At 47.7% G+C, this 26,733-nt stretch carries 22 protein-coding genes and 3 pseudogenes; 17 read left to right on the forward strand and 8 right to left on the reverse strand.

Annotation, left to right across the window (positions count from 1 at the left end; all coding sequences use genetic code 11):
• The first annotated feature begins 2 nt into the window (after positions 1-2).
• Positions 3-1,463, forward strand: a complete 1,461-nt coding sequence (locus tag J07HQW2_RS01170) for a hypothetical protein (protein ID WP_021053358.1) — start codon at positions 3-5, stop codon at positions 1,461-1,463.
• Between the two features lie 583 nt (positions 1,464-2,046).
• On the opposite strand, the pseudogene J07HQW2_RS01175 reads toward J07HQW2_RS01170, so the two are convergent.
• Positions 2,047-3,141 (reverse strand): annotated as a pseudogene (locus J07HQW2_RS01175) (AAA family ATPase); the annotation flags it as partial.
• 1,068 nt (positions 3,142-4,209) lie between these two features.
• On the reverse strand, positions 4,210-4,554 hold the full coding sequence (locus J07HQW2_RS01185) for a PRC-barrel domain-containing protein (RefSeq protein WP_021053360.1): 345 nt from the start codon (positions 4,552-4,554) through the stop codon (positions 4,210-4,212).
• A 320-nt stretch (positions 4,555-4,874) separates the two neighbouring features.
• On the opposite strand from J07HQW2_RS01185, the gene J07HQW2_RS01190 reads away from it, so the two are divergent.
• Entirely contained in the window at positions 4,875-5,219 is a 345-nt protein-coding gene (locus tag J07HQW2_RS01190; RefSeq protein ID WP_021053362.1) for a hypothetical protein, read from the forward strand.
• Between the two features lie 380 nt (positions 5,220-5,599).
• Here J07HQW2_RS01190 and J07HQW2_RS01200 read toward each other — a convergent pair whose 3' ends face one another.
• The 3 genes from J07HQW2_RS01200 to J07HQW2_RS01210 all read right to left on the reverse strand — a co-directional run bounded on the left by J07HQW2_RS01200 (position 5,600) and on the right by J07HQW2_RS01210 (position 10,205).
• On the reverse strand, positions 5,600-6,406 hold the full coding sequence (locus J07HQW2_RS01200; RefSeq protein ID WP_048075058.1) for a hypothetical protein: 807 nt from the start codon (positions 6,404-6,406) through the stop codon (positions 5,600-5,602).
• A gap of 622 nt (positions 6,407-7,028) precedes the next feature.
• Positions 7,029-8,744, reverse strand: coding sequence for a hypothetical protein (locus J07HQW2_RS01205; RefSeq protein ID WP_048075059.1), 1,716 nt, complete (start codon positions 8,742-8,744; stop codon positions 7,029-7,031).
• 759 nt (positions 8,745-9,503) lie between these two features.
• Positions 9,504-10,205 carry a hypothetical protein gene (locus J07HQW2_RS01210; protein ID WP_021053367.1) on the reverse strand — a complete coding sequence of 234 codons (702 nt, stop codon included), beginning with the start codon at positions 10,203-10,205 and terminating at the stop codon, positions 9,504-9,506.
• A gap of 1,839 nt (positions 10,206-12,044) precedes the next feature.
• Between J07HQW2_RS01210 and J07HQW2_RS01220 the strand changes: the two genes are divergently transcribed.
• The 3 genes from J07HQW2_RS01220 (at position 12,045) to J07HQW2_RS01230 (ending at position 14,130) form a co-directional block, all read left to right on the forward strand.
• Positions 12,045-12,395, forward strand: a complete 351-nt coding sequence (locus J07HQW2_RS01220) for a hypothetical protein (RefSeq protein WP_021053368.1) — start codon at positions 12,045-12,047, stop codon at positions 12,393-12,395.
• Positions 12,396-13,027: 632 nt separating this feature from the next.
• Positions 13,028-13,852 (forward strand): hypothetical protein, encoded by an 825-nt coding sequence (locus J07HQW2_RS01225; RefSeq protein ID WP_021053369.1) that lies wholly within the window; start codon positions 13,028-13,030, stop codon positions 13,850-13,852.
• Positions 13,853-13,884: 32 nt separating this feature from the next.
• Complete coding sequence (locus tag J07HQW2_RS01230; protein ID WP_021053370.1) at positions 13,885-14,130, forward strand: ParB/RepB/Spo0J family partition protein; 246 nt, start codon at positions 13,885-13,887, stop codon at positions 14,128-14,130.
• Between the two features lie 185 nt (positions 14,131-14,315).
• Here the strand turns inward: J07HQW2_RS01230 and J07HQW2_RS01235 are convergent, their stop codons facing one another.
• Positions 14,316-14,702, reverse strand: coding sequence for a hypothetical protein (locus J07HQW2_RS01235; RefSeq protein ID WP_303703862.1), 387 nt, complete (start codon positions 14,700-14,702; stop codon positions 14,316-14,318).
• Between the two features lie 378 nt (positions 14,703-15,080).
• Between J07HQW2_RS01235 and J07HQW2_RS19745 the strand changes: the two genes are divergently transcribed.
• The 4 genes and pseudogenes from J07HQW2_RS19745 (at position 15,081) to J07HQW2_RS01240 (ending at position 16,670) form a co-directional block, all read left to right on the forward strand.
• Positions 15,081-15,494: a pentapeptide repeat-containing protein gene (locus J07HQW2_RS19745; RefSeq protein ID WP_394324601.1), complete on the forward strand. Its 414-nt coding sequence runs from the start codon at positions 15,081-15,083 to the stop codon at positions 15,492-15,494.
• A pseudogene (locus J07HQW2_RS19750) lies at positions 15,413-15,622 on the forward strand (pentapeptide repeat-containing protein); the annotation flags it as partial. The gene J07HQW2_RS19745 and the pseudogene J07HQW2_RS19750, both read left to right, overlap by 82 nt.
• A pseudogene (locus J07HQW2_RS19755) lies at positions 15,612-15,734 on the forward strand (hypothetical protein); the annotation flags it as partial. The pseudogenes J07HQW2_RS19750 and J07HQW2_RS19755, both read left to right, overlap by 11 nt.
• Positions 15,735-15,806: 72 nt before the next feature.
• A complete protein-coding gene (locus J07HQW2_RS01240) occupies positions 15,807-16,670 on the forward strand; it encodes a GIY-YIG nuclease family protein (RefSeq protein ID WP_303703863.1) in 864 nt (287 codons plus the stop codon).
• A gap of 87 nt (positions 16,671-16,757) precedes the next feature.
• On the opposite strand, the gene J07HQW2_RS01245 is transcribed toward J07HQW2_RS01240, so the two are convergent.
• Positions 16,758-18,122 (reverse strand): hypothetical protein, encoded by a 1,365-nt coding sequence (locus J07HQW2_RS01245; RefSeq protein WP_021053373.1) that lies wholly within the window; start codon positions 18,120-18,122, stop codon positions 16,758-16,760.
• 6 nt (positions 18,123-18,128) lie between these two features.
• Positions 18,129-19,247, reverse strand: coding sequence for an AAA family ATPase (locus tag J07HQW2_RS01250; protein ID WP_021053374.1), 1,119 nt, complete (start codon positions 19,245-19,247; stop codon positions 18,129-18,131).
• 46 nt (positions 19,248-19,293) lie between these two features.
• On the opposite strand from J07HQW2_RS01250, the gene J07HQW2_RS01255 reads away from it, so the two are divergent.
• From J07HQW2_RS01255 to J07HQW2_RS01285, 8 genes are all read left to right on the forward strand, one after another.
• Positions 19,294-19,740 carry a site-specific integrase gene (locus tag J07HQW2_RS01255; protein WP_021053375.1) on the forward strand — a complete coding sequence of 149 codons (447 nt, stop codon included), beginning with the start codon at positions 19,294-19,296 and terminating at the stop codon, positions 19,738-19,740.
• 612 nt (positions 19,741-20,352) lie between these two features.
• The gene (locus J07HQW2_RS01260) at positions 20,353-20,532 is read left to right on the forward strand and encodes a DUF6498-containing protein (protein ID WP_021053376.1); all 180 of its coding nucleotides are present in this window, start codon (positions 20,353-20,355) and stop codon (positions 20,530-20,532) included.
• A 159-nt stretch (positions 20,533-20,691) separates the two neighbouring features.
• Positions 20,692-20,907, forward strand: a complete 216-nt coding sequence (locus J07HQW2_RS01265) for a hypothetical protein (RefSeq protein WP_021053377.1) — start codon at positions 20,692-20,694, stop codon at positions 20,905-20,907.
• 223 nt (positions 20,908-21,130) lie between these two features.
• Positions 21,131-21,427: a hypothetical protein gene (locus J07HQW2_RS01270; protein ID WP_021053378.1), complete on the forward strand. Its 297-nt coding sequence runs from the start codon at positions 21,131-21,133 to the stop codon at positions 21,425-21,427.
• 210 nt (positions 21,428-21,637) lie between these two features.
• A complete protein-coding gene (locus J07HQW2_RS17010; protein ID WP_021053379.1) occupies positions 21,638-23,890 on the forward strand; it encodes a hypothetical protein in 2,253 nt (750 codons plus the stop codon).
• Complete coding sequence (locus J07HQW2_RS01275; RefSeq protein WP_303704294.1) at positions 23,772-24,776, forward strand: McrB family protein; 1,005 nt, start codon at positions 23,772-23,774, stop codon at positions 24,774-24,776. Before J07HQW2_RS17010 ends, J07HQW2_RS01275 begins: the two co-directional genes overlap by 119 nt.
• Positions 24,777-24,954: 178 nt before the next feature.
• Positions 24,955-25,278 (forward strand): hypothetical protein, encoded by a 324-nt coding sequence (locus tag J07HQW2_RS01280; protein ID WP_303703864.1) that lies wholly within the window; start codon positions 24,955-24,957, stop codon positions 25,276-25,278.
• Complete coding sequence (locus J07HQW2_RS01285; RefSeq protein ID WP_021053382.1) at positions 25,271-26,560, forward strand: McrC family protein; 1,290 nt, start codon at positions 25,271-25,273, stop codon at positions 26,558-26,560. The genes J07HQW2_RS01280 and J07HQW2_RS01285 overlap by 8 nt, the downstream gene beginning before the upstream one ends.
• Positions 26,561-26,733: the final 173 nt, after the last annotated feature.

The raw sequence follows: 26,733 nt of genomic DNA on the forward strand, positions 1-26,733 counted from the left end.
CTATGCGGTGTCCAGTCTGCCAAAACCCGACAGACGAATATATCGACATTCTTGAGGAAGACTCTGGAGCGGGTGGGCTAGACACGACAATCAAAAAGATTGAAACAGGTGATGAGAGCCTATACGTTATCGAATACGGCTCGCTGAGCGTGTCGATTAAAACTTCGGAGGAGGTCAACGGGTTCGAAGATATTCTAACAGAGTTCACTCCACAATCGGCCCAAGAATCGACAGGTAGTGGAGAAAACCAGAACCAGGCGAAATTCGAGAATATCGTGTCGGAATGTCCGGTCAATATTCCGTCTGAGTACAGCGACGAGTCACTCACGTATCTACGGAGTTTTCTTAGCAATAACCGACTACAAGAACTTCAGGAGGTCAGCGATGCGCTTGAGGTCGATGAGGATCAGTTGCTAGCAGTCGCACTCGTACACAAAAACCGGTCTGAATCTTCGAGATACTCCCGTATGATCCGGTATTATGTTGACGAACGAAACCGGATCAGAGAAACAGATTATCAAGACGGGGGTCACCATCTCTCCTCCGATCTCTTCAGTTTATTACTCCTGTTCACAGCGCTGTGCGAGGACCTTGCCAGTGACATCCTCACTTCAGAATTACTGCGGGAGGAAGCACGACTGAAGACGGTAATCCAGAACGAAGTAGTTGGAGAAGGATCCCGGTACAGTTCACACTTGAGCCTATTACGTCGGATGGATATCATCGCCCCAGAAGTTTATCAAACACTGGATGAGCTTCGAGAGCTACGGAACGATGCCACCCACGACGTGCTTGGAAGAAAAGAGTTCGATGTCGAAACTGATGATCGTAAGACCGATCTCATCAATCAAATGGAAAGCGCGTTACACTGCCTTTTGATCCTCGCAGGTCGGAAAGCCCCCCATATCATCTGTAACTACGGACCAACCGAGTACCGGAAAGAAAAGCAAGAGGAGGCTGTTAAGATTGCGAAAGAACACTGGGAGGAGACGCACACGGACGAGCTAACCAGTCTAGAAGAGAAAGAAGAGATCGGAAACTTGATGAACATTCGATGGACTCCGAGGCGATTTGATCCAAGAGGATATCGAGGAGGGGATGAGAAAGACGGAATGGGTTCTTATGGAGTCACAAACGGTGTCCACGATTTTGAGGAGCTCTCTCCCGAGGTATATGAACACTTGATGAATTTCGTGGGAACAGCATGTGGTGCAACAAGAACGGTTGTCAACCGAGATTTACACGAAGCAAACCTATCACGACAGGATTTCATGCTATTCGCACTACTTGTATCCGAAAATGACCGAGCTAGCTCAATCACACAAGTCGCAAATCGGATATTCTCTACCGAACAATTTGTCCGACGAAAACACATCAGCTTAGACTGGCGGACCCCAGAAAGCGACAAAGACCTCCTCTGTCTCGCAGACCAAACAAGCGAAATCCTTGGACTACCCGAATGAACCCCAGATGAATTATCGAGCCGGTGGTGATCAAGGAGCCGCACTAAGAGGACGAGTCGCTTCTAGGCAGGTCGCCCCCTCAGCACGCACTTTCGTTTCCCCGAACAAACCGAGGTGAACGCAACCGCGCTAGCACTACCGTCACGCCGAGTACGAACACGCTCCCACAGCTCTCTGCGTCAGAGTGCTTCGTCAGCCGCTTCGAGCGCGTTAATCGCTGCGCGCAACTCTCGTTGCAGATCTTCATTCTGAGATTTCTCTTCGCCTCAATCCGCCGGATGGTTTGGATAAACAGTTATTCGAAGGTAACGCTGTAGTGTAAATTTCGAACGTTATGATTAGTAGCCTTGCTGAATACGCGCTGTGAGCCTTGTTTAGACGCGCCGGAAGACGACGGTTGATAGCTCTACTGGGTGAACTGAATTGGGCTATGGATGCTTCTCTCCCCGAATGTATTCTTTGACCACAGGTCGTCGCGGACGATCCGCATCGCGTCTAAACAAGGCCCGCGCTGTGTATTCAGCACGGTCGCGAAAACGGTCTTATTGACTGAGAGTTTCAACAGAACCACGAAATCGTTCTACTAGAGATAGTTGTCCAGCGTTTCGTGAGTGTCCTCGGGGTACTGGTTTGGCTCGGCGACCCCCCAAAGCACCCCCTTGACCGCGGCCTTCGGGTACACGCCGTCTTCGATGTGTTCACAGAGAATAGTGAGATTCCGTGTCGAGAGCGTGGGCCAAGACTCGTTCTGGTTCTGCCGGGTCTGGTGGGCGAACTGGACGATCTTCGTGAGCGTCGGTCGATCCACGACGGGCTCACCGCTGTTCACCTGTCTGTCGAGCGTCTCCACTTCGTCGTCGACATCCTGAATGTAGGGCTGCTCGAACGAACGGAAGCGACCCTGCGTTGCCGAGTTCATCGGCTCTGAATCCCGGTACTCGCGCGTCGGCGGGTTCATTGTGATGACGAGGCGGGCCGACGGGTGCGGCTCAACGAGCTCACCGTGACTTTTCACCAGGAGCGTTCCCTCGTTCAAGAGTCGATGTAACGCGATGGCCGCCCCCGCCTGCATGACGGGAAACTCGTTGATGACGATTGTATCGCCGTTCAGAAGCCCCTGTTTGACGGCGCCGTTGCGGGGGACGATGACGTCACCATCGGGAACAAGCGGACCGAAGAGGTCCTCGGGTTCGGTCGCTCGGTCGACGTCAATGGACTGATAGCCTCGATTCGTCATGTGGCATAGGTACTTGAGCAGGTAGTTCTTCCCTGACCCACGCGGCCCGACCACTCGAATCGGGACGAGGCCACGGGCGAGCTTTTTCGCGATGAGTTCGTCGAGAGGCAGCTGAAATCGTGGATCGGTGGGAACAGCTGGTGGGACGACCTCGCCGTTATCGTCGACTGGGAGCGCGTCATATGCTGCGTCCGGGTGAGTCGCCGCCTTTGGGACGCTCGGATAGTCGGGATCGTCTTCACCTTGTTGTTCGTTAATATCTTGCTCAAGATCCTCATATTCATCACTGCCTGCTTTGACGCCTTCGACCATCGTCGCCTCCCGAACCTTCGACCCGACACTGGATAGAATCGGCTGCATATCTCCAACGACATACTCAAACAGACCAATGCGATCATCCAGCCGGTCGTAAATATCTGACTCAACTGTATCCTCATAGCTATCCGACACTCGGCGCGTGAATTTCCAAGAATTGAGATTGACGACCGTAACATAGCTGAAGTATTAAATTGACCCAAGAATGACGTGTATCCGATTGAATCATACCTTCCGTGGTTCACCGACGAAGAGAGAGGATATATTTCGAAGGAGGATGTTCGAGAGTTAATAGAGAAGAGTGAAGAGAGCACTTCATTGTCGCTTCGTCCTCAACTTCAGTTGTGTCTATACAGCATCATGATCATCTCAGTATCGAATATGACACTACCTGTCAATCTTTATGAGAGCGTAGAATTTAGACTGTGAATTTTCATACTGATGGGTATATTGATAATATAAATCTATCACATGGACTAGTTACAAAAGATGATTCTTCATATGAACTAAATGACGAAGATATTAGTATCTAGAGAACGTATCATATTTCGGTTGTTGAGGGTATTCTGAATCATCCAAGACCCAATGCCCTAACGAATAGGTCTTAATGACTCAGAGAACGGGATTGGTGCCTCTGACTACTCAATCTTCCCATACCCTCCAACCGCCTTAGGATAGCACAGATAAATAAAATCTGTTTATTCCTTCGGTATACAATGTATGAAGAGTAACAATTAACAGATATACTATTCACTGTCACTTTTTTATCGAGGATGTTGCATATACTTGAGACACTGCAATTTGCATTTTCAGCAATATATTGTATTTTGATCCGTCCTCATACATCGTCACGACCAACTCTTGATTGATCGGTCTGTCACGACCCGATGCGCCACAAATTTCAATTCCGTGACGTAGGAGAGCATCCCCAATAGCCTCACTCGAACATTCTTGACCGTTTGAAACCCTTGATCGATTGTGTCACCATCAACTATGTTAGAGACTTTTCATCGGTAGTAGAAGAACAGATATTCTCCTGTCATTATTCAAAATAGACCTCTATCAGTATGTACCAACTTTCGTGGTGAAGGAAACGTATCGACTTCCTGAGTCTTAACTAATTTTTTCAATATAGCTATCAGGTGATTAGTTAGGGCGATGGATTCAAAGCCGGATCTATTATACGCCTCTTCGTTAATTTGAAATCTTGGGTTTGGTATTCGACTCTGAATCTGTCTCTATTGGGTTATTAGAAATAAGATTGAAAATATCGCTTACAATAATAACATCGCTTACAGACATAATCCATCTGTACGGGAGGGTTAGCCCTTTTGCTGCTGGTTCTTGATCAATAACTGGCTGAAGATCTCGATTAACATGTGTTATTGCGAGACCATCGATCAAGCCATTTCCAAAGTCGAGCTTTGTATCCTCAACACAACCGACGTATCGACCAGTTACGGTGTACACTTCAAGATCAATATAATCTGAAATAGTATCTGGAAGAGTTGATTCAGCCGGTTCTGGGTCTGAACTCATACTGATTATGATTATGTCTTTATATTTATACTCTTTCCAGTTTTTAGAATAATGCGTTTAGATCATCAAAAAGTACAACGGAAATAATGCCAATTGTGAATATTGTTCGGGGATCGACAAGTAACGTATTTCTGGGTTCTTGATAAAAATACTGAACCAACCCTGCGTTAGACATCAGTCCATTATCACCTGACTTCGAAGATATGGCTGTGTTCATGCCTCATGATCTAATAAATATTAGCGCATCTGTATCACCTTATGTCGAAAATATCGTGAGAAGCGTTATATACAGACTAACACTAAAACAATAATGTCTATAAATGAGTGTACTATCTACTCACACAAATAAATATTCAGACGATCTAACAGCACTTCCAGGCGTCGGACCAGGCACTGAGCGCATTCTACGACAAGAGGGGTTTAGTTCGTACAAAGATCTCGCAGACACAGATCCAATCATACTTCATCGAAAGTGCAATATTGGACTGGCGAACACTGTAGGTATTATTACCACAGCACTAGAATTACTTGAGGAGCCGTGTCAAAACTGTGGAGAAATGATGTTAAAACCCATCTGGGGAGGATATCCAGGACAACTCAGCGATGAAAAGAAAAGTAACAATAGAATCTTTTGTGAATCTTGTCACTGGATTGGATCCATCTAACTAAGCTCCTATATTTTATAATATGTTCCGTAACATGCGTTGAACTCGTTACGCTGAGAAATTATTGTTTTGATGCTTATTCTGTATTATCCAATTATGCTATAGGTTTACAGATACGACAACATACCCAGCACTTGATAGAATTCTAGTGTGATCCCCAAGAGTTTCGCGTTGTCATCAATATAGACATCATAATCTAACTCGGCTTTTTTCGAAGGTGTCTGAAGTTCGTGATGCTTACTATGACGAATACTATTATGATCAACTTTCATCTTCCACTTCCCAATACTCATCCGATCCGGATTAGCTCATCTAGATTTACCATAACAGATTACGCTATAATATTATAGATAATAAGTACTGCAGAATCGAACTGAAGATCATTCGAATACATATGTTACTTGATTACGGGTTACTGATCCCTCGACTAGGCGAGTATTGGAAAAAGAAACTGCATGCAATCCCCCCAGAGGATCTCGAATGGTGGAGATCTGTACAGACTCAACAATTGAAATCCTCGTCACAACTATCCCTCCAAGAGTCACAGGAATGTTGTCAGTAAAGACGTCTTCAGGATTTGTAATAGTGGCTTGTCTTAGAATGTAGCTTTCGGTGACTGTGTCAGCTGAGTTTGAGGATATTAATAATGCATCTTTGTTTGTTTCTGTCGACCGAATATTTGTAATCTGTGCTTCAGAAGATAGATTGAATAAAAACTCTCGGGAAATAAGTGGGGACTGACTCTCCACACTACCAGACTTCCTGAGTCCAGTCTGTGGATCTCGTATTTCATACAACCCATTTTGCGTTGTTACTGTCATACCCTCAGCTAAACTGATAGAATGAACTGACGTTCGAATATTTGCTGATTCAATGACTCCATAACGCCGTGAATCTGTATCATATGTAGTCCCAGATAATTCAAACACTTGTTGACTTGTTACCACGTTATCTGCTGAAAATACACCATATTGAGTGACCAATCGATTATGATCCTCAGCCAAGCTATTTCGATTAGGAAATAAATTCGTTTCATTAATTGAGACTGGTTCAATAGCATCTGGCACGGACTCTAGTTTAGTCATTCCCTGATTTTCAGAATACTCTGTTGTGAACAGTGATGTTATTGGTATAAAGGCAAATTCAATTCCAGTATTAGAGATAGTTAGACCAACTCCAATACTCACTACACAAATCAATACAACTATGATAAAGTATTTGGATGAGATTTTTGTAAAGTTCATGCGCTTATTGAGTCGAGTACATACGATTTATATGCTGTGTTAATCCCCACTGCAAGCAACAATACCATTCCTGGAATAAACCACCGATAAAAAATTCAGAAATATCGAATGCAATTGCTGCGCCTATCGACAATATTGCAATAGAATATTCACGGCATCCAACAACCGTTGAAATTTAGTTGAAGATACTTAGCTGGAGATCCATATGATCATTCCATATACTTGTCATTAACCATGTATAAATGATTGAATAATAAATCATAATCGTTCTGGCATATAAACAATGTAATGACTCAAAAAAGTACTAAATTCGTATATGCAAAGCAAGACGTTGCAATAATTTCTAATCCAAGTAGTCATCCAGCGTATGGAGCCGATGAATTCCGTCGGCAATCATTCGACCAATTAGAAACACAACCAGAACCTACTATATTTTTATCTAAATCTGAGGGCAAGACTCCTTCCTCAAGGAAGCTATCTTTGACAACTGAGTGGGTTGGGGTAGTTCACTAATACTCTTCTAATAGTACGTAAGTGATCGTAAAATATTATGCTCTACTCTCTATTAGTTCTCGACAATCTCTTCAAGATCTTCTTTAATCGTTTTAGCTACAGCGTTTTTAGCGACAACTGAAGCATTGGTATTGCCGTTCTCAATCTCAGCTTCTGTTGTCTTATACATCATTTGTATCTGATTATACACGCTCTCAAGTTTTTCTTGAGACTGACTAGATGGAGATGATTCATCTGCTACAGTTGATTCAGTAGATGTCCTAGAGTCTGTTTGTGTAGCTTCCTGTCCAGTAACGGTGTCTTGTGTGCTTGCTTGAATAGACTCTTGTTCAGTAGTATCTTGAGCACTTGCCTCTGAAGTTTTTTGCTCAGTAGTCGTCTCCTGTGTGTTCGCCTGTACAGTCTCCTGAGTCTCCTGTTCAGTAGCAGTCTCTTGAGTGCTTACTTCTGTAGTTTCTTCTTGTGTGGATTCTTCTGTACTAATTCTTTCAAGACGGTCTTGATACGAACTTAGCGCTGTTTTTCGATCATCTTGTTCTATCGCCTGTTCAATGACAGATGCAGAATCTACTTTTGTAATGTTAGATCGAATATCTCGAACTTGAATTGCCTTCACGTCATTAGCCTTTACAGCTTCAGCAAGTCGTTCTGGGAACGTTTCATCAGAGATTTCATCTCCTTCAGGTTCAGCGTATGACGGCTTAGGACTTGGTGTGTCTTTTATTGTTTCTACCTTTGTTCCAGATTGAATATCTTTTATCAAATCTATATACTCGTCCTTCACCATATACACATATGTTTCATGTGTTCCAGCGTGTTCTGATAATACATCATGAGTTCGGTCAGGTGATTCTGGATCTTGCTCTGCAGCTAACTCATTAACTACAGCCTCTTGTTTCGGCGTGAGATCATTATATTCTTCTGCGACTGAACTTGGCACTTCATATCGTGCATATTCTGCATTAATCACCTCTGTGTCATCGTCTTGAGTATTCCTCTCTACTTCTGGTTCTGGTTCTGACTCTACGTTGTCACCAGTCTCATCGTCCGGTTCCTCAAGTCCAATATCAACTCGACGATTATGAATTGCGTCTTGATATTGTTCTCTTACTTTCTTCGGATATCGTGAGTCACAGTCTACTTGCTCTGCGACTTCCTCATTGCTTTTTGTTGGATCCCGTGCAATTGTGTCTAAGACTTCGAATTGAAGCTCTGTTAAGTTACTATACTCTCTATCTTCTGGGATATCGTATTGTTGTGACATGAGTTTCCTCTTGTATGATTGTGCTATGTGACCGTAATCATCTAGCACTTGTTGAGGGTACGTATTACTAACGCCCGCTTTTTCTGCAATCGACTTGTTATCTTGATCTGGATCTTCAGCGTATACTTCAATAACTGACTGTTGTTTCTCTGTCAGGTCTTCAAACATTTTAGATTTATCTTTACTAGAGTCACGTTCATGTGATTTTCGCTGAATATCCAACGCTTCAACGATTATACTATATACCGTATTGTAATCGAGTTTTGAAGAAGAATATCCGTACGTTCCTGTTGCGATTTCCTCATTAACCTGTTCTTTGATTTCTGAAAATGACTTATGAGGGTTTTTTACCGCCGTTTGAACAATAAATTCATCTTGATCAGACGTGACTGACGAAAGATTCGATACATCAATTTCGTCAAGACGTTGTAACTGTGAACGACCACCAATTCTCTCAATAATCTCTCCAGAATCAGACAATCCATTTACCTTAGTTTCAGGCATGTAAATATACTCTAATTGATGATCTGAGTCTGTAGAATGGCTCATATGTGCTCTGACAATACCCTCTTTAGTCGCCTCAAATTCGCAAATAGGACACTGATATTTAGCTATGTTGGAACTTTCCTGTGTAACTGTCATACTGTCTGGCTCATCTAGTTACGTGTGAATGAAATTGTTGTCTATATAAATCTTTTGAAATGTATTTAAAATACTGTACTATATTCACAATATTTGATATCATGAAGGCGTCAGAGGGCTAATTATTGTTTTCTTCATACTGTTAATTATGCAAATTAAATTTTCTGTTCAAAATATACTATTCAATAATATTATGTGTGTTTTCCCGCATCTTGAAATTTCAAATTCTTTATTTTCTCATACCAAATCTCGATCCTCACAGGTATTAAAATTATTATATAATCGTTTCACAAAACAAGCCACAATCTTCTTATTGAAACGTCCTATAAGACTGCTCAATATGCTGAATAGTACTAGGTAATGTGATATAAAATATCTATGCACAGAATATCAATAGAAGGAATTGTGAATTCCGGCATAATTATAATGTGAGGATCCGGGTGTTTTTCATACTGCTGAAACGGGGGATATCGTGACAATGGATAGTCTCAATATGACTGTAATTTTCCGTTGTCCTGAACTGCTGCGGTGATATATGAGTGAATGCTCGAACGACTGTTCTGTGACGACATAATCAAAAGAAATTATATATGACGATACACCTCGGTTAAATATATTGAGTTATTGTTCAATCCACGTTTGCTCAGGAATGGAACTTTCACCAATTCCTGAAATGTCCAGTGAAAGCACTACGTCTTGAGCGACATCATCTTCTGACTGTTCAAATTCAACGGCAAATTGTGTGATTCGTTGCTCGTCATCAACTGTAATTGTTGATTCATAATTTGTGACGTTTCCATTGTCAATCTCTGATTCAAGTGGAGTACCCTCAGATGCCTGAGAAAACGTGTACGTATTAGATTCTCCAGTTTGGATATAATCCCCATTGGCGATATAATATTCAAGCGTTGGTGCATATACAACGGTTGCTAGTGCATATTGATTATCATACTCCTGAATATCGTACGTACTATTCTCATTGATCTCTCCGAAATACGTAATCTCACTCGTTTGATATACTCGTTGCCTAACTCTTCCTGATTCTCCCGCAATTTGTGTCTCTAATTCGTTAGTAACATCATCAAAGACACGTTTCTCAAGCACAACAACCGAGCCATCTACCTCAGCTGTATATGTTATTGTCGCTGATGTATCTTCATATCCTGTAACATGGTTCGCAATAACCGTCGAATTGTCGCCGAGTTCGTCTGTCAACTGTTCTGTTGCCATTGGAACTCCTCCTGAGAATAATAGCATCAATAATCCTAGGAGTCCAAGAGTCGCTCCTAAAACAACTACTGATCGCTTCATGTCATTATCCATACGATTGAGATATTGTGTATGCGTTTATTATTTTCGACGTTTAATTCACATATTATCGAATCTCTAATGCAATATACTACACAATGCACTAATATAGTCTTATCTCACAACAATATTATTTTTACCTACTGCTAGAATTCCTCATGCTTTCTTGAGACGCATATCTTAACGCAGATATTCATATATGATGAGTCTTACCTCAAATTGATGCAATATTAAATCGGATTTGTCGGTGGTCACAGTGCAATAACTATCAGGCATCATTGATTGATCAGTCATAACCTGATGAGATCATATGATTGTCTCCGACTGTCTCGTATGAGATTACTCAGAAACCACTCAATGTGTTTTCTTACCGTTGCAACGGACAGTGCATATGGAGTAATAAGGTTAGCTGGCTCGTAGTTGGTGTTCCCGCTGCAACGGTGAATAGAACTGCTATTAGAAGACGTATAACGGTACTTCTCATCTTCTGAGTCTGAAATCGGCGAGAAAGGGAGGTATCTCTCCGCTTGTCCTGTAACGATCCTGATACCGATGTTCTCGATTGGATCAAATCTTCTGTCGCGTCATGGGGAGGCATTGTTACAAGAAAAAACAGAGAAGATTGATCATCCTCATCATACCCGTAATTTGTCGAACTCAATGATCCGAATTCCAGTCTCATTGATCCAGTCCGTCGAGAGCTCATATCCAATTCGATCCCCGAGAGTTCAATTCACTCGTAGTGCTTGCACCAGATACCTCTCGTCGGCTGATATACCTCGCCCCTCCGATGCAGCTCAGTAAAGACGTCATCAACAATCGGTCGTGGCGAGTTGTCTCGTCTGTCAATTCTTTCCGCGTATATTCATCATCTAACTCCAACTCCAACTCATCAAGCGCTGCTTTGACTTCCTAGTGCATCTCATCAATTATATCGTCAACAATTGTTCGCGGTCCATTCGTGCGATTTCTCAGTTCTTCTCGCGTGAGCTCAGTATTAATTTCATCAACTGCTTTTCTCACTCTTTGGTGATACATTGGGTAATTCGTGACAATACACTCATCAAATGTGACTGTTGTTGTTATCGTCCGATGAACCAATTACTCATCAGGTGACTACTCGTTCCGATCAACCGGCACACCGGTCAGTTTCCGTACCAACCTCTGAGTAACCGGTCCTTGATGAGGCTTCTTCTGCCGACGATCTTGATATGAGCGTTCATCATAATCCTGTCCGGCAGATTCTCGATTTTCTCTTCAAGTTGAAAGCGTTCAGTCAGCTGTGCTTCCAGCTCATCAATTCAATTTTGCTTTCGTTCGACCCGTTTTGTTTTTGCTTCGGAATACACCACAATTGGGCATGAAACCCGCTCTGTTATGTCTGCTTCACATTCATGATCAATCCCCTCTTCTATCCCAAGAGGTCATCAGAGCCTTTTGTGCCGACTTGAGGGTTGTTCATATTCGCGGGTAATTGTCTGTTAGTGTGTATATCTTGCACGTATCTTCTCCAATGTTCCCAGCTCCTGATCCACATCCACAGCAGCTGTCATCCAAATATTGCAGGCAGTCCTTAGCCAAATCTTTTCCATGGCATGTTCGGGTTTTACCCCTAGAGAATACGGTCGATCACTCCAGTTCAATTGCTCCAGATCACAAATCTGGCAATAGCAGCCAAAACTCTCCAGTTCTCGACAGTAGAAGATCACTAAATATTTCTATACATCATCATATATCGGCAGATTAGCAAGAATCCACCTTCTGACTCCCGGCAAACCGGTCCCGTTCATGATAAACAACAACTAACCAGACTCAAACAGTGTCTATTTTTAGATATCATCACGTATCGCTGATATGGGCTCCCCGAGTGTAGATGAGCTTAGCAGATGGGATTATGCTTTTGTGCTATTCTTCGGGGTTGTGACAATCGGATGTATACTACTCATCACTCGTGATATCATGACCGGAAGCAGTCCTTTTCAAATCACCTTTCTCGGTGGAGTCATGCTCGGTGGTCTTACACTGACACTCGACGCACATCCCAAAGTGGGCGATCTTACAGGTATCTCGGTAATTCCACTCGTAATTGTTGGAGTGATCGCATTTCTAAGCGGACATGCTAGTGATTTACCAATATTCTTCGTCATATTAACCGTTGGTATGCTTCTTAATCTCGCCTGGAATCGGTTTGACGGCTTCGAGTGACAGCAGATGATAATACCCTCTACTCCCGATGAGATGATTGTCACTGTGGAGTTTGCACAGTCGAGTCTAGTCTCAGAGAGTCGGAATCTCGTACCTAATGGCTTCAGTTGCCCCGGCTCAGAGACAAGACACCCCCTTCTCCCGTGTCGACCACGCTCCCCCTATTCCAGAGACAATTGCATTACCGATTGAGTTTATACAGACCGAATCCCAAGCTCGGCTTAACAGTTCCTCGATTGGCATAGCTTGGTGCAAGACGAAGACGATTCAAGCGAGGTGAATGGGCGGCAGGTGACACGACACGACACTATTACACGGAATCCGTTCTGGAAGCTCTGTTGAGATCCCTCTCATCTGAGACAAACGGCGTGCTGAATACAGGGCACATATCTTGCACGGACAACTGAGAGACATGCAAAAACGAGCGGCTCAACCCGCTCGGGAGAGATAGAGCCCTTAAGAGTTCGATAGCGAGTGATGCATCCATCAGTCATGAAAACTACCTCGATGAAGGCGGCGACGCTATTATTACTGAGGATGCAGTCTCTCGATACTTCTACGAGCCCAAAGGAGATGCCGCCTATCATAAAAAGAAGCACATCCAGTGAAGAGATAACAGGAACTACTGCTGGATGGAGGTATTAATAATTGAGATGATCGAACCTAGTCTTGTCTTGTACGGATTCGGAACTCTGTTCGGAATTTTAGCTATTCTATACTTCGCAAAAGACGTACTACTATCCCTATCAGTGAGTGTTAAACTGCTCATCATGTACTCGTTCTGCCTGGCGATGTTTCTCCTTGGAATATCAGCAGAAAACTCTGGTCTTTCCGCAACTCTGCTAGTAATTGGAGGAGGAGGCTACGCCACCTCATCCTTCTATTTGATAAAATGGTATAATTTTCAGAAGATGGGACGGTTCATCATATTTGCTGTGTCTTCTGTAATTTTCATAGGATTTGGTTCATTGTTTACAAGAGGAGCTTTTGAAGATATTGGACTTCAGTTTCTTAGAGTAATAATAGTTACACAGGCGTTTGGTATACTGGTATCTTCGATTATTGATTGGAGAGAACCAAAGATAGAATACAGAGTCAGCCCTAGAGAGACAATTTCAGACAACGGTGAAATTGGAAAGATTAGAATCAGAAATGAGAGCAGGATGTTTAGAAGACAATTTACTGTACCAAGCGTTGAGGTCACTGTCGAAATTGAGGACATTGAACTAATGGCGCCTGTTAAGCTGCAAAAAAATCGCCAGAACATGTCATCACAGACAATTGGTTCAGGTCAGGAGAGAGAAATTGAAATACAGATAATTGAAGAAGCGGTTTACTCTGAACTGGGAGAGAAAGATGTGTCTGTGCCAACCGACTTTCAGGTGTCTGTCGCAAGCAGAGACACAGACGATTTTACGTCCCAAATCGACGACCCTGTTAAGCTAAAACTTCAATAGTTATTTCATGCGAACACCTTCGAGATTAGACCGTGGTTCGGGAGGACGGAACGATCTTGAACGGTCACAAGCGAGTCGCTGCGGTACGGGTCGCAGGACTAGACTCTCATGCTGTGGAGGTCGTGTCGGTGTCTGACGAGCTGCTCGCGCTCGCCCACCCACAACGCGCTGCCGGTGGCGAGGACGAGGCGGACGGCAACAGCGCCGATGATCCCGAGGAGCAATCCCCCTGTATGCAGGGGCGGACCGACGCTTCCGTTCCTGCTATTCTCTCGTGAATATAGATATGCGGTGATCGTGTGAACCGTGTGACGACTGTGTATTTTCAGCCGTTCAGTAACCGTTTCACACGGTCCGAACACGGTTTAGAACAACCATAGAACCGAATGGTGTCGATGTCCGTGTCTATACAGGTTATACATATCTGTGCACAGACAGTGGGTTGTCGCCAATCCTGTGGCTGTCACCGATCAGCCTGAACTGAACTGATCATGTCGAGACCCGGTAAGCAGTCAGCAGAATGGCTAATCCGGCTATGAACGGTGTTGAAATACCGAATCCAGGGGAATCGGTAGCTGTCACTGTAGGCGTGAGTGTAGCTGTTGCGGTTGCCGTCGGTGTTTGTGTTTGTTTGTGTTTGTGTTTCCGTTTCCGTTTCCGTTTCCGTTGGGTATCGAGTTGTGAGAGTCGCCGTGGCAGGCAGTGTGGGTTGATATTCTTGAATATCTCTAAATGGAGTTGATGTTCCTGTTGGTTCTACAGCTGTCGGCACTGTAGCTGGTGAGTGAGATCCTTGCAGATCGGCTGATGGAGGTGGTGTTGCTGTCGTATTGTTCTGCTGGGCAGTCACGGTTCCACCCGAACTGAAACCTGAAATGCTCGCAATGATCAGAACTGTGAGTACCAGTCCTGCCGTGAGAGCTGAGTTCAGTCGGTTCAGTGTCACGTTTGGACCGTCCTTCGTCTATTTCATTATTTATGTTTCGCAATAAGCACAGCTGAAACAATCGCCTCAGTGCTGCACTGACACAGATTCTTGGGGTTATCTGTGTAGATGTAATTCTCTATTCATTATACCACATTCTCATAAACATTGACGACAGTCTCTCAAAAGGGAGAAATTATCAGCGTGGTGTTATGAATAGCAACTATTGTGCGGCTCCCGTCCTATACCAAATTCTGAGTGAATCGCCCGGAGAGTTCGACAGCGAAGTGCCAGAAGACTACTGTGGATACACATTCCCAGGATTCTACGAGTATTGTAATTGATTATCGAGGAAATATTGCCCAGCAGCTTAGTTGTATTTGGAACTCTTTATGTGACAGTGACCGATATGTATTCCATGCTGACCCCGGTAAAACTGAATGCAAGGGTCAACTGCTGAAAAATAATGACTGGGTCGGTGGGTCGTTAGATGGCGCTATTCTACCGGGTCAGTTTGCAGACCATCTAGACCTTTCATCGATTTCCCTGTTGAGAGATACTGACCTCCCAGGGGCTAGCCTGGATGAGACCGACTTCTCGGAGGCTAGTCTGTTTGGTGCCAACTCAAAGAGGCTGACCTGCTCAATGCCAACCCCTCTGAGGTATGCTCAACAAACACTGAGTTTCATGAGACGAAGTTGCGCGAAGCCGACCTGAAAGAGGCGGATTTAGAGGGCGCAGAGTTCGATGACGCGGAGTTGACAGAGGTTAGGCTAGCGAGAAGCGATTGTGAGAGCACGGTGTTTGTCCGAGCGAATTTAACGAGCGACACTAGAGAATGCTGATCTAACTGGAGCCAACTTTTCACAGCCATACCTGTATCAGACGAGACTGGATGGCGCGCAGATCAGTAACCATACACAGTTTTTTACAGGTGGGATATCGGCGATACAGTGAGAGCCAATCCTCAGAGATCTGTTTCCCCGCCACAGCGAACAAGTGATAAGCTCATCAGACGAACGTGTCCCCATGATGCCAAACGAAGCCGGAATCGAAGACGACGATTGGCTCGGCATCGAGTGGTCCCCGTGGTACCGACTCCACCCCGAGAGTGATGACCTGACGAAGCCATCGACCGGTCCGGGTCTCTACCGCGTCCGCCACGATGTCTACGACGGGCTCATCTACATTGGGGAGAGCGGTCGAAGCGTTCGCGGTCGGATTCGGGCGCTTATTCGTGGTGCCTTCGACGAGGAGATGCCCTACAGTGATCCACATACAGCCTCGCCGAGCTTGTGGGCGATCGCGAATGAGTACGGGCTCGGTTTCGAAGTCTCCGTGGCAACACCGCCGGCTGCGGAGAACGACTACCAGCGGAAGGCGATCGAGGATGCACTCATCGCTGTCCATCGGCGCGAGACGGAAACGAACCTTGTCGGTAATTTTGGTCGGATGCCACCAGGGTATGAGAAATCGACACAGCGGAGTGGCGGCGCTCGTGGTGGGCAGAGTGACGAGGCCGAACGGAATTATCGCGAGGGGATTAATCCACTCCCGTGGGAGAATCCGGAAGCGGTTATTGCAGACGACTGGATGGGGTTGTCGTGGTCGGAGCCACTCGAGCTTGAATCAACCGTCGGCGAAATACCCAATTACGGGGGCGTGTATCGACTCTGGGAGCCGGAGACAGCGTCGCCATTGCGGTATCTTGGCGAAACGGTCCATCTGAGCAACCGGTTGGAGAGCCATCGGCGAGCCTATGAGGAGGAACTATTCGTCTCGTATGCGCCACTGACGGAGTACGTACAGAAGTTTCAGCTCCAACAAGTGGAAACGGAACTTCTGGGTGCTCACTGGCTGGCGTGCCAACAGGCACCGCAGGATCAATATTAGTGCTGCAGTAGTGAGGTACCACCGCAATTGCTGCAGAATGCACACATATCATCGTCCCTCCTCAGGGATCGAACTCATCCAGACCGGCTATCGGGTGTCCTGAGGGTTGCTCCGGGACTTCTCAAATTCCGCTTGCATCCTGTCGGTTGAAACGTGTTGAATATTACCTGCCTCATTGACGTCGCCTTGGACGCCATCAGTACACAGGATGCCTCGTACTGACTCCTCGTCCAGTGTTTCACCGAACAGGAATTCTCCCGCGGATTCTGCAAACTGAATGTATTCAATCAGCTCTCTGAGACCTGTGGAAAACGTACTCGGTGACCTAGTATACTTTATTTCGCCAATAATCACCTCACGAAGCGATTCCTCTGGCTGGGTATTCCAGTCCAACACGAGAAAATCAGGTCGTCCACTGTAGAAGCTATGTTGGCTTCCTCGCGAGAGGAACTGGTCAACGAGTTCTGAATGTGTTTCCAGTGCCTGTGATTGCCGGTAGAGTTTTTGATAGAACTCATCCGCGCCGGTTGGGTCCGGTAGGTCTGCGGGTCTTGGATAGTCGCTGTAGAACGACAATGGTCCGCCCGTATCATAGTAGATCCGAAGTCGTCGATCAGGACTCTCCAATGATGCAATCGCATCGGTTCCCGATTGTACTCGCGTGAGCGTCAGATTATCCTGGATACTCCGCTGGACCGAGTGTCCGATCGCAAACAGGCAGAATAACTCGAACATCTTGTGATCCTCCAGCGGAGCGATAATAGTGGACTCGAGAAGCTCTTGAACACTCTCGAGATCGAATCGATCGTTCATCAGATCACGATAGAGTTGGTACAGCCGGGCAGCGTCATAGTACAGTGGCTGTCGAGCACGTCGTGCGACCGTCAGCTCGCGGTCAGTAAGCGAAATCTTGGCTGCGGAGGGAAGAGCGTCAAGATGGACATTCTGGGTCAACATCCGGCGTAAGCGGATAATGTCGCCATCATCCCAAATCTCGCGCCACGCCTGATCAAGACCCTGTATCTCTTGTCGCAACGGTTCGCTAATCACCGCGAGTAACTTCTTGAAAACTCGATTTTCAGGGATATTGATCTCGATTTCCGGGTTGTCCGTCATAAATAGCGTTCGATCAGCGTATCCCGATTTGGCTCGCTGTTGGAGGGTCTTACTCCAGTTAATTTGTCCTCGAACTTCTCCACGAGACTGGGTCGTCATCCGCCGCTGTTCTGTCTTGATCCGACGGAGACGCTCCGGCAGCCGTTCGATATACTCGACGACATCAGCATACATTACAAAATGGAGTCGTTTGAGACTCTGGAAATTCTCGATCTCTACCGCTGAGTAATCAAATGCTCCCGCGATTAGGTTAGGGTTGGGTGCCCCTGCCTGTAGGTAGGTGATAAGCTCGGAGGTGACAATGTCCCGTAGTTCAGCCGGCGGTGTCTTGCTCATCCGAACTCACTCGGTGAAGTCGATGTCGAACATATCTTCAGCTTTACTCCGGAGGTAATCGACGTTGACCGGTTCTGTCCCCCCGTCTGCAGTCGTGATCTCGAAGTCGGTTTCAAGATCGTTGATCAGCGTCTTCTGGTCCCGTTCTCGCATCCCTTCGAGTTGCGGGAAGACTAGGCTAATGAGTGACGATGTCATCTGTGACGTCCGTTCGCCACCTTCGTAGGCTGCGATGTGGTGGAACATATCCAACACGATCGACGGCCCGATTGAGCGGTATTTGTTGATGATTGCCCAGACAACTGCCATCGGCCTGTGGTACTCTCGAATCGTGTTGTCCAACTCATCGAAGGCGTCCATCCATACCGTCGCATAATTTGGACCGGCCGTCGGGTCAAGCAGCGAGTGATCAACTACCTCTGGTGAATTTAATAGATCAGGTGCCCCCACGTGAATGAAGCTGAATCGCCGCATAAACGCAAAAGAGAGCTCATAAAGTGAGGTTTTATCGAACGTGTTCATCGTTCCGATGATCCGCCACGCGGGAGTGACAGGATACCTATCGGCTGAATTCATGATTTCCGCTCGAACACTCTCAGGTGTCTCCTCATCTACCCAATCGATCCGAATCTGCTCGTCACGTTCGTATGGGAGTGTGACAGAGTCTTCGGACAGAACCGAAAAAAGCGGTCCGAGCGCCTTGTCAATGTTCGCGCGATTCAATTCGTCGATGATGAGCCACTGATTCTTGACGGCGCCAGCATCGGTGCGGAAGCACTGGAGAAAGAGACGCGGATCGAATTCTAATCGGTCTGATTCTGTCGCAGGGACGTACCCACCGATCGTATCGAATGTCGTCCACTCAGCTGTAGCCGTGGTGAACGTGTATCCATCCACTTCGTCCAATGACTGCGCGATCTTAGCGAGATGCTTTGCAAGAACGCTCTTGCCGGTCCCTGGGGGACCAGTGAGGATGATATGCTTCCCCGAGTTGAGAGCGGCACTAATCTGGCGCTTGAGCCGCGCATCCTCCCCGCCGTGGAAATACAGTCCAGAGGGTATCTCAACAGAAATGTGAGAAAGCGAAAGCCGATTCGCTATATCAGATCGCGATAAGATCATCATCGATCTAGGGGCTAAAGTCGGGCTTCGATCATTCGAGATTCCCCAGGTGAAACCCAGCGGTATCAGCCGAACCGCTGATGGCGAACACTACCGAATCCATGTTCCCAAAGGAAAAGATACAGCTGGCGGCGATGGGAAGCCCCGCGATGCGTATCTTCCAGCCGATCTGGAAATGTTATTATATCAGTATCAGCGGGATAACCAGATCGCGAATGATGAACCCTTCATCGATATCCAGCCCCGTAGTGTTCGGGAAGTCGTAAAACGACTAACCGAAACGGCGGCTGAAGAATATGATAATGATGATTGGAAAGCCGTATCATCGCATGATCTACGTCGCCATTACGCCCAGCGAATGCTAGTGAATGAACGGATTAACCCGCGTGTGTTGATGGCGGTCGGGGGATGGAATTCATTCGATGCGATTGAACCATACCTGAACGAACCTACTGATACCGTCATCAATGATGCGTTTTCACGGATTGATTTCTAATCGGTATACTGTAGCCGCCCAGATTATACAGATTAGTTGTGAGGCTACAATCTATTCCCTGGAATTGCACAGGGCATAGTCCTAGCCAAAATTAGGTCTTTCATCATGCCTCGGGAATCCCTGATTCTAACCTATTAAATTAATATGTAGAGAATTGATCAGTCTATTTGCTCAATCCCTCATGATTCTATAGATTCGATATGAGGTTATGAGGAAACACAAAGGATGACAAATAGACCTCTATTTATGTCGATGAGTGAGATTTGACCGTTGAAAACCGTTGAAAGATTCAACGTTGAACCAACGTTGAGAAACGTTTAAAATTGACTCAAAGAAGGGAAATATCACTCTAATTATGTCGATAGCTGCAGTTTGAACGTTTGAATACGTTCACTATACGTTTAATTTTACACGGTCATTATACGATTCTACACGTTCAGCTGTGTTCTTGACCTGCTGATCAGCGCATCGCCTGGGCTGGGCGAAGACTATAGATATCGCACAGGTGGAAGCTAGACTGGGCGAAAGTATCTTTAATTTATGTTTCACTCCTTGAGAGTTAGCTGGGGAATTAAATGTATTTGAGTCAACTGAGATAATAATTATATCTGTATGCGCAATCGGTTTCTTTCAGTCTCAACGATTGTGTTCGGCGGGTTGGGTGTTCTGATTGTGAACCTGCTCCCATTGATCGGGATTGCCGCCGGTGAGTTGAATCTTCGGGCAATTTTACTTATTTATTGGGTTGAAGCAGTGATGACCGTTCTCATCGCTGCACGGAACTGTTTTTAATCTATAATCAAAGAATACTATACTCCGAAGTCAGGTATCAGACAGTCCGCTGGTTCTTGACATTACTGACTTCGGAGTTATTCTTTGCCGACCGGCGACGTGGAACACGTGACAGTGTTAGTGTTTTACTTGGATCTCCTTACTGACTAACTAATCATAGTGACAGAACTGTGTATCACACTGAATAATGAACGTATTGAGGATGCCGGCTCAGTGAAAGAAGCCCATGATCTGACTTGGACGGAGTTTCTCTCAGCAGCAGCAGATGCATTAGGAAGTGCAGATGACCCAGAGTATGAGACAGATCAACTCAAGATGGACACAGTCACTCGGGCTCAGGAACTGTCGGGGCAGACTGGTGGTGCCGGTGCGTAGTCCGCTGGAGTGGTGGTCTTGATGTGAGTGGGCGATTACACACAGAGATTTTCCAATCCCTGTTTTTGCACACTGAGAATCCAGTTCGATGTGCAATTTTCCCCGTCCTTCGTGAATTATGTATTGTGATCACTGCGGAATCACACATCCGTTTATTACTCACCCCTGAGAATCGATATTAACTATCCGTGGAAGCACCCCAAATCGGAAGGATTGTGCAAAAATGAGAATCAAAACAACCGAAAACCGTGATCGACTGTGGGAGAATCTGTGTGAAGCCACCGACGAGCATGCCCGCTCGAAGGCACTATACCGAGCGGCACGATACTATCTGCGGATGTGCGGTGGTGTTGCTGCATACGGGCGTGGGAATATACAGACACTGCTTGATGAAGCCGAAGCACAGGGAAGTCTCACGGCGCCCGAGATTGCTGCGACTCTCGATGAGCGTGAGTTGCCAGTCACATACAAGACCGCTCTTTGGAAGCAGATTGTTGGTCGGGTAGAGCTGGCGCTGTGAAAGCGTAGCAGGCAAGGGTGACGCGTCGCGTCACCTGAATGCAATGTAGTTTATGACCGTACTGTTTTATTTTGATAACATCTGTCGGGAGTTCCGCCGACGGCGTGGATGGCTGTGGTTGGACCGAGAATCCTATTTCTCTTATGATGAACCGAAACGTCCGACGGACCACGCGAACTTTCATATTCCGACAGTTTCACATTCAGTCTAATGGTCGAATCCGAGGGCGAATCGCACTATCGGGTGCGGTTTCTAGTCGATCGATATAGGGAGCGAGAAGAGCATCGCTGGGAGGAACTTGAGGCGTCTGCCAAGCAGACCTCCAAGGTAGTTCGCGACGTGGTCGAGAGCTTGGTCGATCACTACGACCGAATTGGTGACGCGGAACTCAAGACGCTGTTTCGGTTATGTCAGCACCCATCCGCTGGCGAATCACCAGAGGAGAGACGGAACCGAGTACGTGACCTAGACCTTCCACCGGTCGATATCGAGCGCATCACCGCAGAGATCGACGACTCGATTGGGAGTGTTGGAGCCTCGGTTGAAAAGTTGCGAATCCGGGTTGGGAGCGACGACAAGGAGGATTCCGCCGAACGAACACTACACGACTGTTTCCGACGAATCGTTCGGAGTGAGGACCCCGAATCGATGATTGCGGCGGTTCGGGAGATGGGGGATATCGACTTCTATCGTGTCCAATCCGGCCGCATGTCCCCGATTCTCCACTATCTGGCACCGAAAGTTTTCCCCGTGGTCAACGGACGGTCGGCCAACGGAATGGAACTCGTCTTTGGGGAGTCCGTGAGTACGGATCTCGATGACTATCTGGAGGTGCGCAAGCGGTACCTGACGATTCACGCGGAATTCGATTTCCGCCCGCACTTGCGGGATCTGGATTACTTTTTTCACTGGGCTAGCGAATCGGTCTGGACCGAGGCGAGGCGTGGAGATATTAATCGGGATGTCTGGCAAATCAAATACAGTTCGTCTAATTTTCAGAGTCTGTGGAAAGTATGGAAGAAAGAGGGCATCGCCGTTATGGGTGACTGGGTAGGAAACTGGGGGGACTCGGAGGGTATGGCTAGGAGGTTCTTATTCGATATGTCTCCCGGAGACATAGTCATTGCTCACGATGGATACCACAAGTTGCTGGGTATTGGGGTGGTATCCCCCGAGAAGATCGACTACGTCGGAGAGACGGATGAGGCGATCATACTCTCAGATAGCTCATTCACCGGTGAGCACATCAGATATGTCGACTGGGTCTTCACGAGGGAATTCACCGATTCGATAGATACCAGAGATTGGAACCAGGAGGGAAACGAAGATGCTGAACTCTCGAAGAATTTCCATGCGAGCTTTTTAGTAGGGTACTACCATCTCAAGGAACTCCGGTGGAAACTCGCGTCGAACCATCGCGAGGAGGTGCTGCCAGCGCTCGAGAACGTCGAAATGAAGAGTGTGGAGTATGCTACGACATCGGTTCGATTTTTCGTACTACAGACTGACGACCGACGGGGCGGAGACGACCCCATAGAGCAGTATCACTTCACGCTGGATACGACGGGGGCGAAAGAACTACCGGATACAGACCGAGCGTGGGTCATCTTCCTCGAGGACGACCACTTCTATGCGATGGCTCGTATTGACAGTATCGAGAAAGACGGGAGGGGGGAAGAGACTGAATACATCGCCTCGATGGTCAAGTACGAGGAGATGCACCCCGTGAGTCTCAATGCAGCCCGTGGCGAGCTCGGAGATACGACCACCTTCGATACTCCGATCACTCAAATTGGGAGCGATGCGTATCTACGAATCGAAATGGGGGGTGTTTGCTCGCGGCATTTCTGGCTTGACGTCCACAGTGCAGACTGGCATCGGGTCGACGGCGAGTGGCTGGAATCGACAGGTTCGAACTGGGACCAAGATGCCGCTGAGCAATTCTATCCGGTCCCCGGCGAAGAAAAACAGGTGTTTGAACGGGCGACTGCGGGGGACAAGATTCTCGTGCATAATTCGTCAGTGGAGCAAATCGTCGGACGAGCGTATGTCGCCGCCGGTCCACACTATGAAGCCGTATCGGACGACGATCCCGTAATGGAGCAAGAAGAGACCGAATTCTTATTCGCCAGTAACGAAAGTTTGATCAAGGGAATCACAGTCAGGTGGCACGAATCAGTAGATGGAATCGATTGGAACGAGGCAGCAGAGGTTTTGCACTCGGATTCGAGTACTGTAGACGAACTGAAAGATGAGTCTGTACTCACCGAACTCTCAGAGCATTTTTTTGAGAAGGTTGTGTCTCGAATCTTCCCTCCCGAAGAAACCCGACAGAGGGAACGAAATAGTCCGCCAATTAAAAAAGAAGAATCAGGTCGTATTCTATGGACCGCCGGGGACGGGAAAGACCTATACTGCCGATCAATTCGCAAAATGGTGGCTCGGACAGCAGGTGGACGGTAATCTGCCTGATGACCGAATCGAGAGGGTCACCTTCCACCCCTCGTTCACCTACGAGGATTTCGTTGAGGGGTTGAGCGCGAAGACGGATGCCGACGACCAAGTGGCATACGAGATTGAGGACGGTGTGCTGAAACGAATTCGTGAATCGGCAATGAGAGCCTTCAGAGACACACCTGAGGGACAGGACCCGCCACGATACGTCCTCATCGTCGATGAGATTAACCGAGGGAATCTCGCTCAGATCTTCGGCGAACTCATCACGCTCCTCGAGGCGGACAAGCGCGGTGACTTCGAGGTCGATCTGGCTCACTCCGGAGAGACGGTGACTCTCCCGCCGAACCTCTACCTCGTCGGAACGATGAACACGGCCGACCAGTCGATCGCATTAGTCGACACGGCGCTTCGGCGCCGGTTCCGATTCGTCGACTTTCCGCCTGACCTCGACGTCGTGTGGAGTGAAGACGACGAAATGAGTGCTCCCGACCCGACAGCTGCTATCACGGAGCCTATCGATGGAACCTCGGCAGGCGAACAGCTCCTCGGTGCCAGCGTCCTCGCGGTTCGTGAGTTGAACGACCGGATTCTCCAGGCCCCGGAACTCGGGAAGGGCAAGCAACTCGGTCACACCTACTTGCTCGGACACGCCTCGATGACGGAAATCGTCGACGCGTGGCGGTACGACATCCTTCCTCAACTCGAGGAGTACTACTTCGGGCAGTTCGAGCGACTCCGAGACGACTTACTCAACGAGACGGGTGAGCGACTAATCGGGTGGGATGAGGAGCGAATTCGGTCTTTCGGGGCGAACGACCTGTACGAGGCGCTGTGTGACCTGGCTGGCATCGATGATCCTCTCCCTCTGAATACAGCTGTGGAGACGGGTTGACTCGGGTGGCGAAGGAAGTAAACCCGACGCGGCTGTCGACGAGAATATTGATACGTTCCGCCTTCGAGTTAACCGGACTCTCGGACCGGACGCGTACCGGCGTGTGGAACGGTTGCTGGAACTGGGTGAAGAGCCCGAAGTTTTATTCTTAGATACTGAACCCGGAGATGTGCGGACCATGGTACAGTTGAAATCCGAAGCAGTCGATCCCGATGTTGGACCGTTACAGATCGACGACAGCGGTACGATCCAATTCGAATGGGGCCGGGTCACATCGAGAGAGAAGAACGACCTGACGCTCGAATTTGTCACCGAGGCTGCACTACGGTTCGAGGATGTCGAGAGGTACGAATTTGAACAGCAATTAGAAGCTGTCGAGGAGGAGGGCGACTTTGACGACCCGACACTCCAGATAGCCGACCTCTCCGAGGAAGAGATGGGGAAACTCGTCGACGGTGTCCGGACGTTCCTCCGGCAGGCTCGCGAACTCCACGATGGCTGACCTCACACAGTTCGGGCAACTCGGCCCGGCAGTCGACTCCGAAGCCTCGGATGGCACGGTCCCGCCGAGCGACCCGATCGAACTACAAGAACACGACTCGACCGATCCCTTCGAGATTAGTTCGGAGGACGCAGAGTTCCTCGATCGGGTGACTGCCGACGGCTCAGCTCCGTTCGAGGTGACCTACACAAGCGACGGTCGTGTTCGTATTCACACCGGGTCCAACGTGGGCGTGCTAACGCTCCCGAGCGGGACTCAGGTCGAGGTGACACCGAAAGCGTCGGTAACGAGTCTGCTCTGGACGCTGCAGTATGCCTTCGACACGCCAGTCGACTCGATGGGGTACAAAACCAAGTTCTCGACGGACTCATCCTTTTTTGATGCCATCGGTGTCCTGTTCTGGAACGAGCTCACGACGGTACTCGACCAGGGACTCCATCGCGACTACGTCCGAACCCAGGCGGTCGAGGACCACGTCCGGGGTCAAATCGACGTACAGAGACAGCTCCAGCGGCCAGGACCGCAACCGACTGACTTCGCTGTCGAGTACGACGAGTTCACGACCGATACCATACTGAATCGAGCGGTTCTCTCGGCCACTCGCGCTCTCGTGCGGCTGGTCCGTGATCCGACTCTAGCGGGGCGTTTGCGACATGAGGAGCAACGCCTTCGCCAGTTCACCTCCGTCCGTCCAGTGTCGCTGGAGGCAGTCAACCGGATCGAACTTTCGCGGTTGAACGAGCACTACGAGATGCTACTGGACCTGACAAGGACGGTCCTCTCTAGAGAGTTCTTTGAGGATATCACAGCCGGCGAAAATCGTGCGCTGGCGCTTTTTGTCGATATGAACAATGTCTACGAGCGCATCGTCGAACGAGCATGCCGTGCGGCGGCGTCGGAACTGGGCGAACTTGACGTTGAGGGACAGGGCTCGATTCCGACCGTCGTCGAGGGCCCGCACGCGAGATCGATGCGCCCGGATGTCATTGTCAGAGGCCCCGACGAACAGGCAGTCGCCGTCCTTGACGCGAAGTGGAAACCTGGCGTGTCAGCTAGTGATGTCTACCAGCTCACGTCATACATATTCGCACTAGAGACCGATGGGGCGCTCGTGTATCACGGCGGTTATGAACATGACGGCGAGGAGTCCGTGGTCGACAGCGAGTATTCACTTCGGTCGGTCGCTCTAAACACTAACCCCTCTGTCGACTCCTATGGAGATTACGTTGACGCACTCGAACGAAGCGCTCGGGGGTATCTGTCGAGTGTGATTCGAGAGTAGACAGACATGGTGTAGCCTCAAAAAAAGAGTACCCCCCACCCGTCTATATTAATTGGCGATTTGACACAAACAAGGAAGTCTTGCGTTACTTGAATTGAATACAGACAGAATGAGACAATCCAATTATTGCACATGGGGGACCAATCGACGTGTCTATTCGGTGACTCAACGGG

The organism is Haloquadratum walsbyi J07HQW2, assembly GCF_000415985.1.
GTDB classification, from domain to species: domain Archaea; phylum Halobacteriota; class Halobacteria; order Halobacteriales; family Haloferacaceae; genus Haloquadratum; species Haloquadratum walsbyi_B.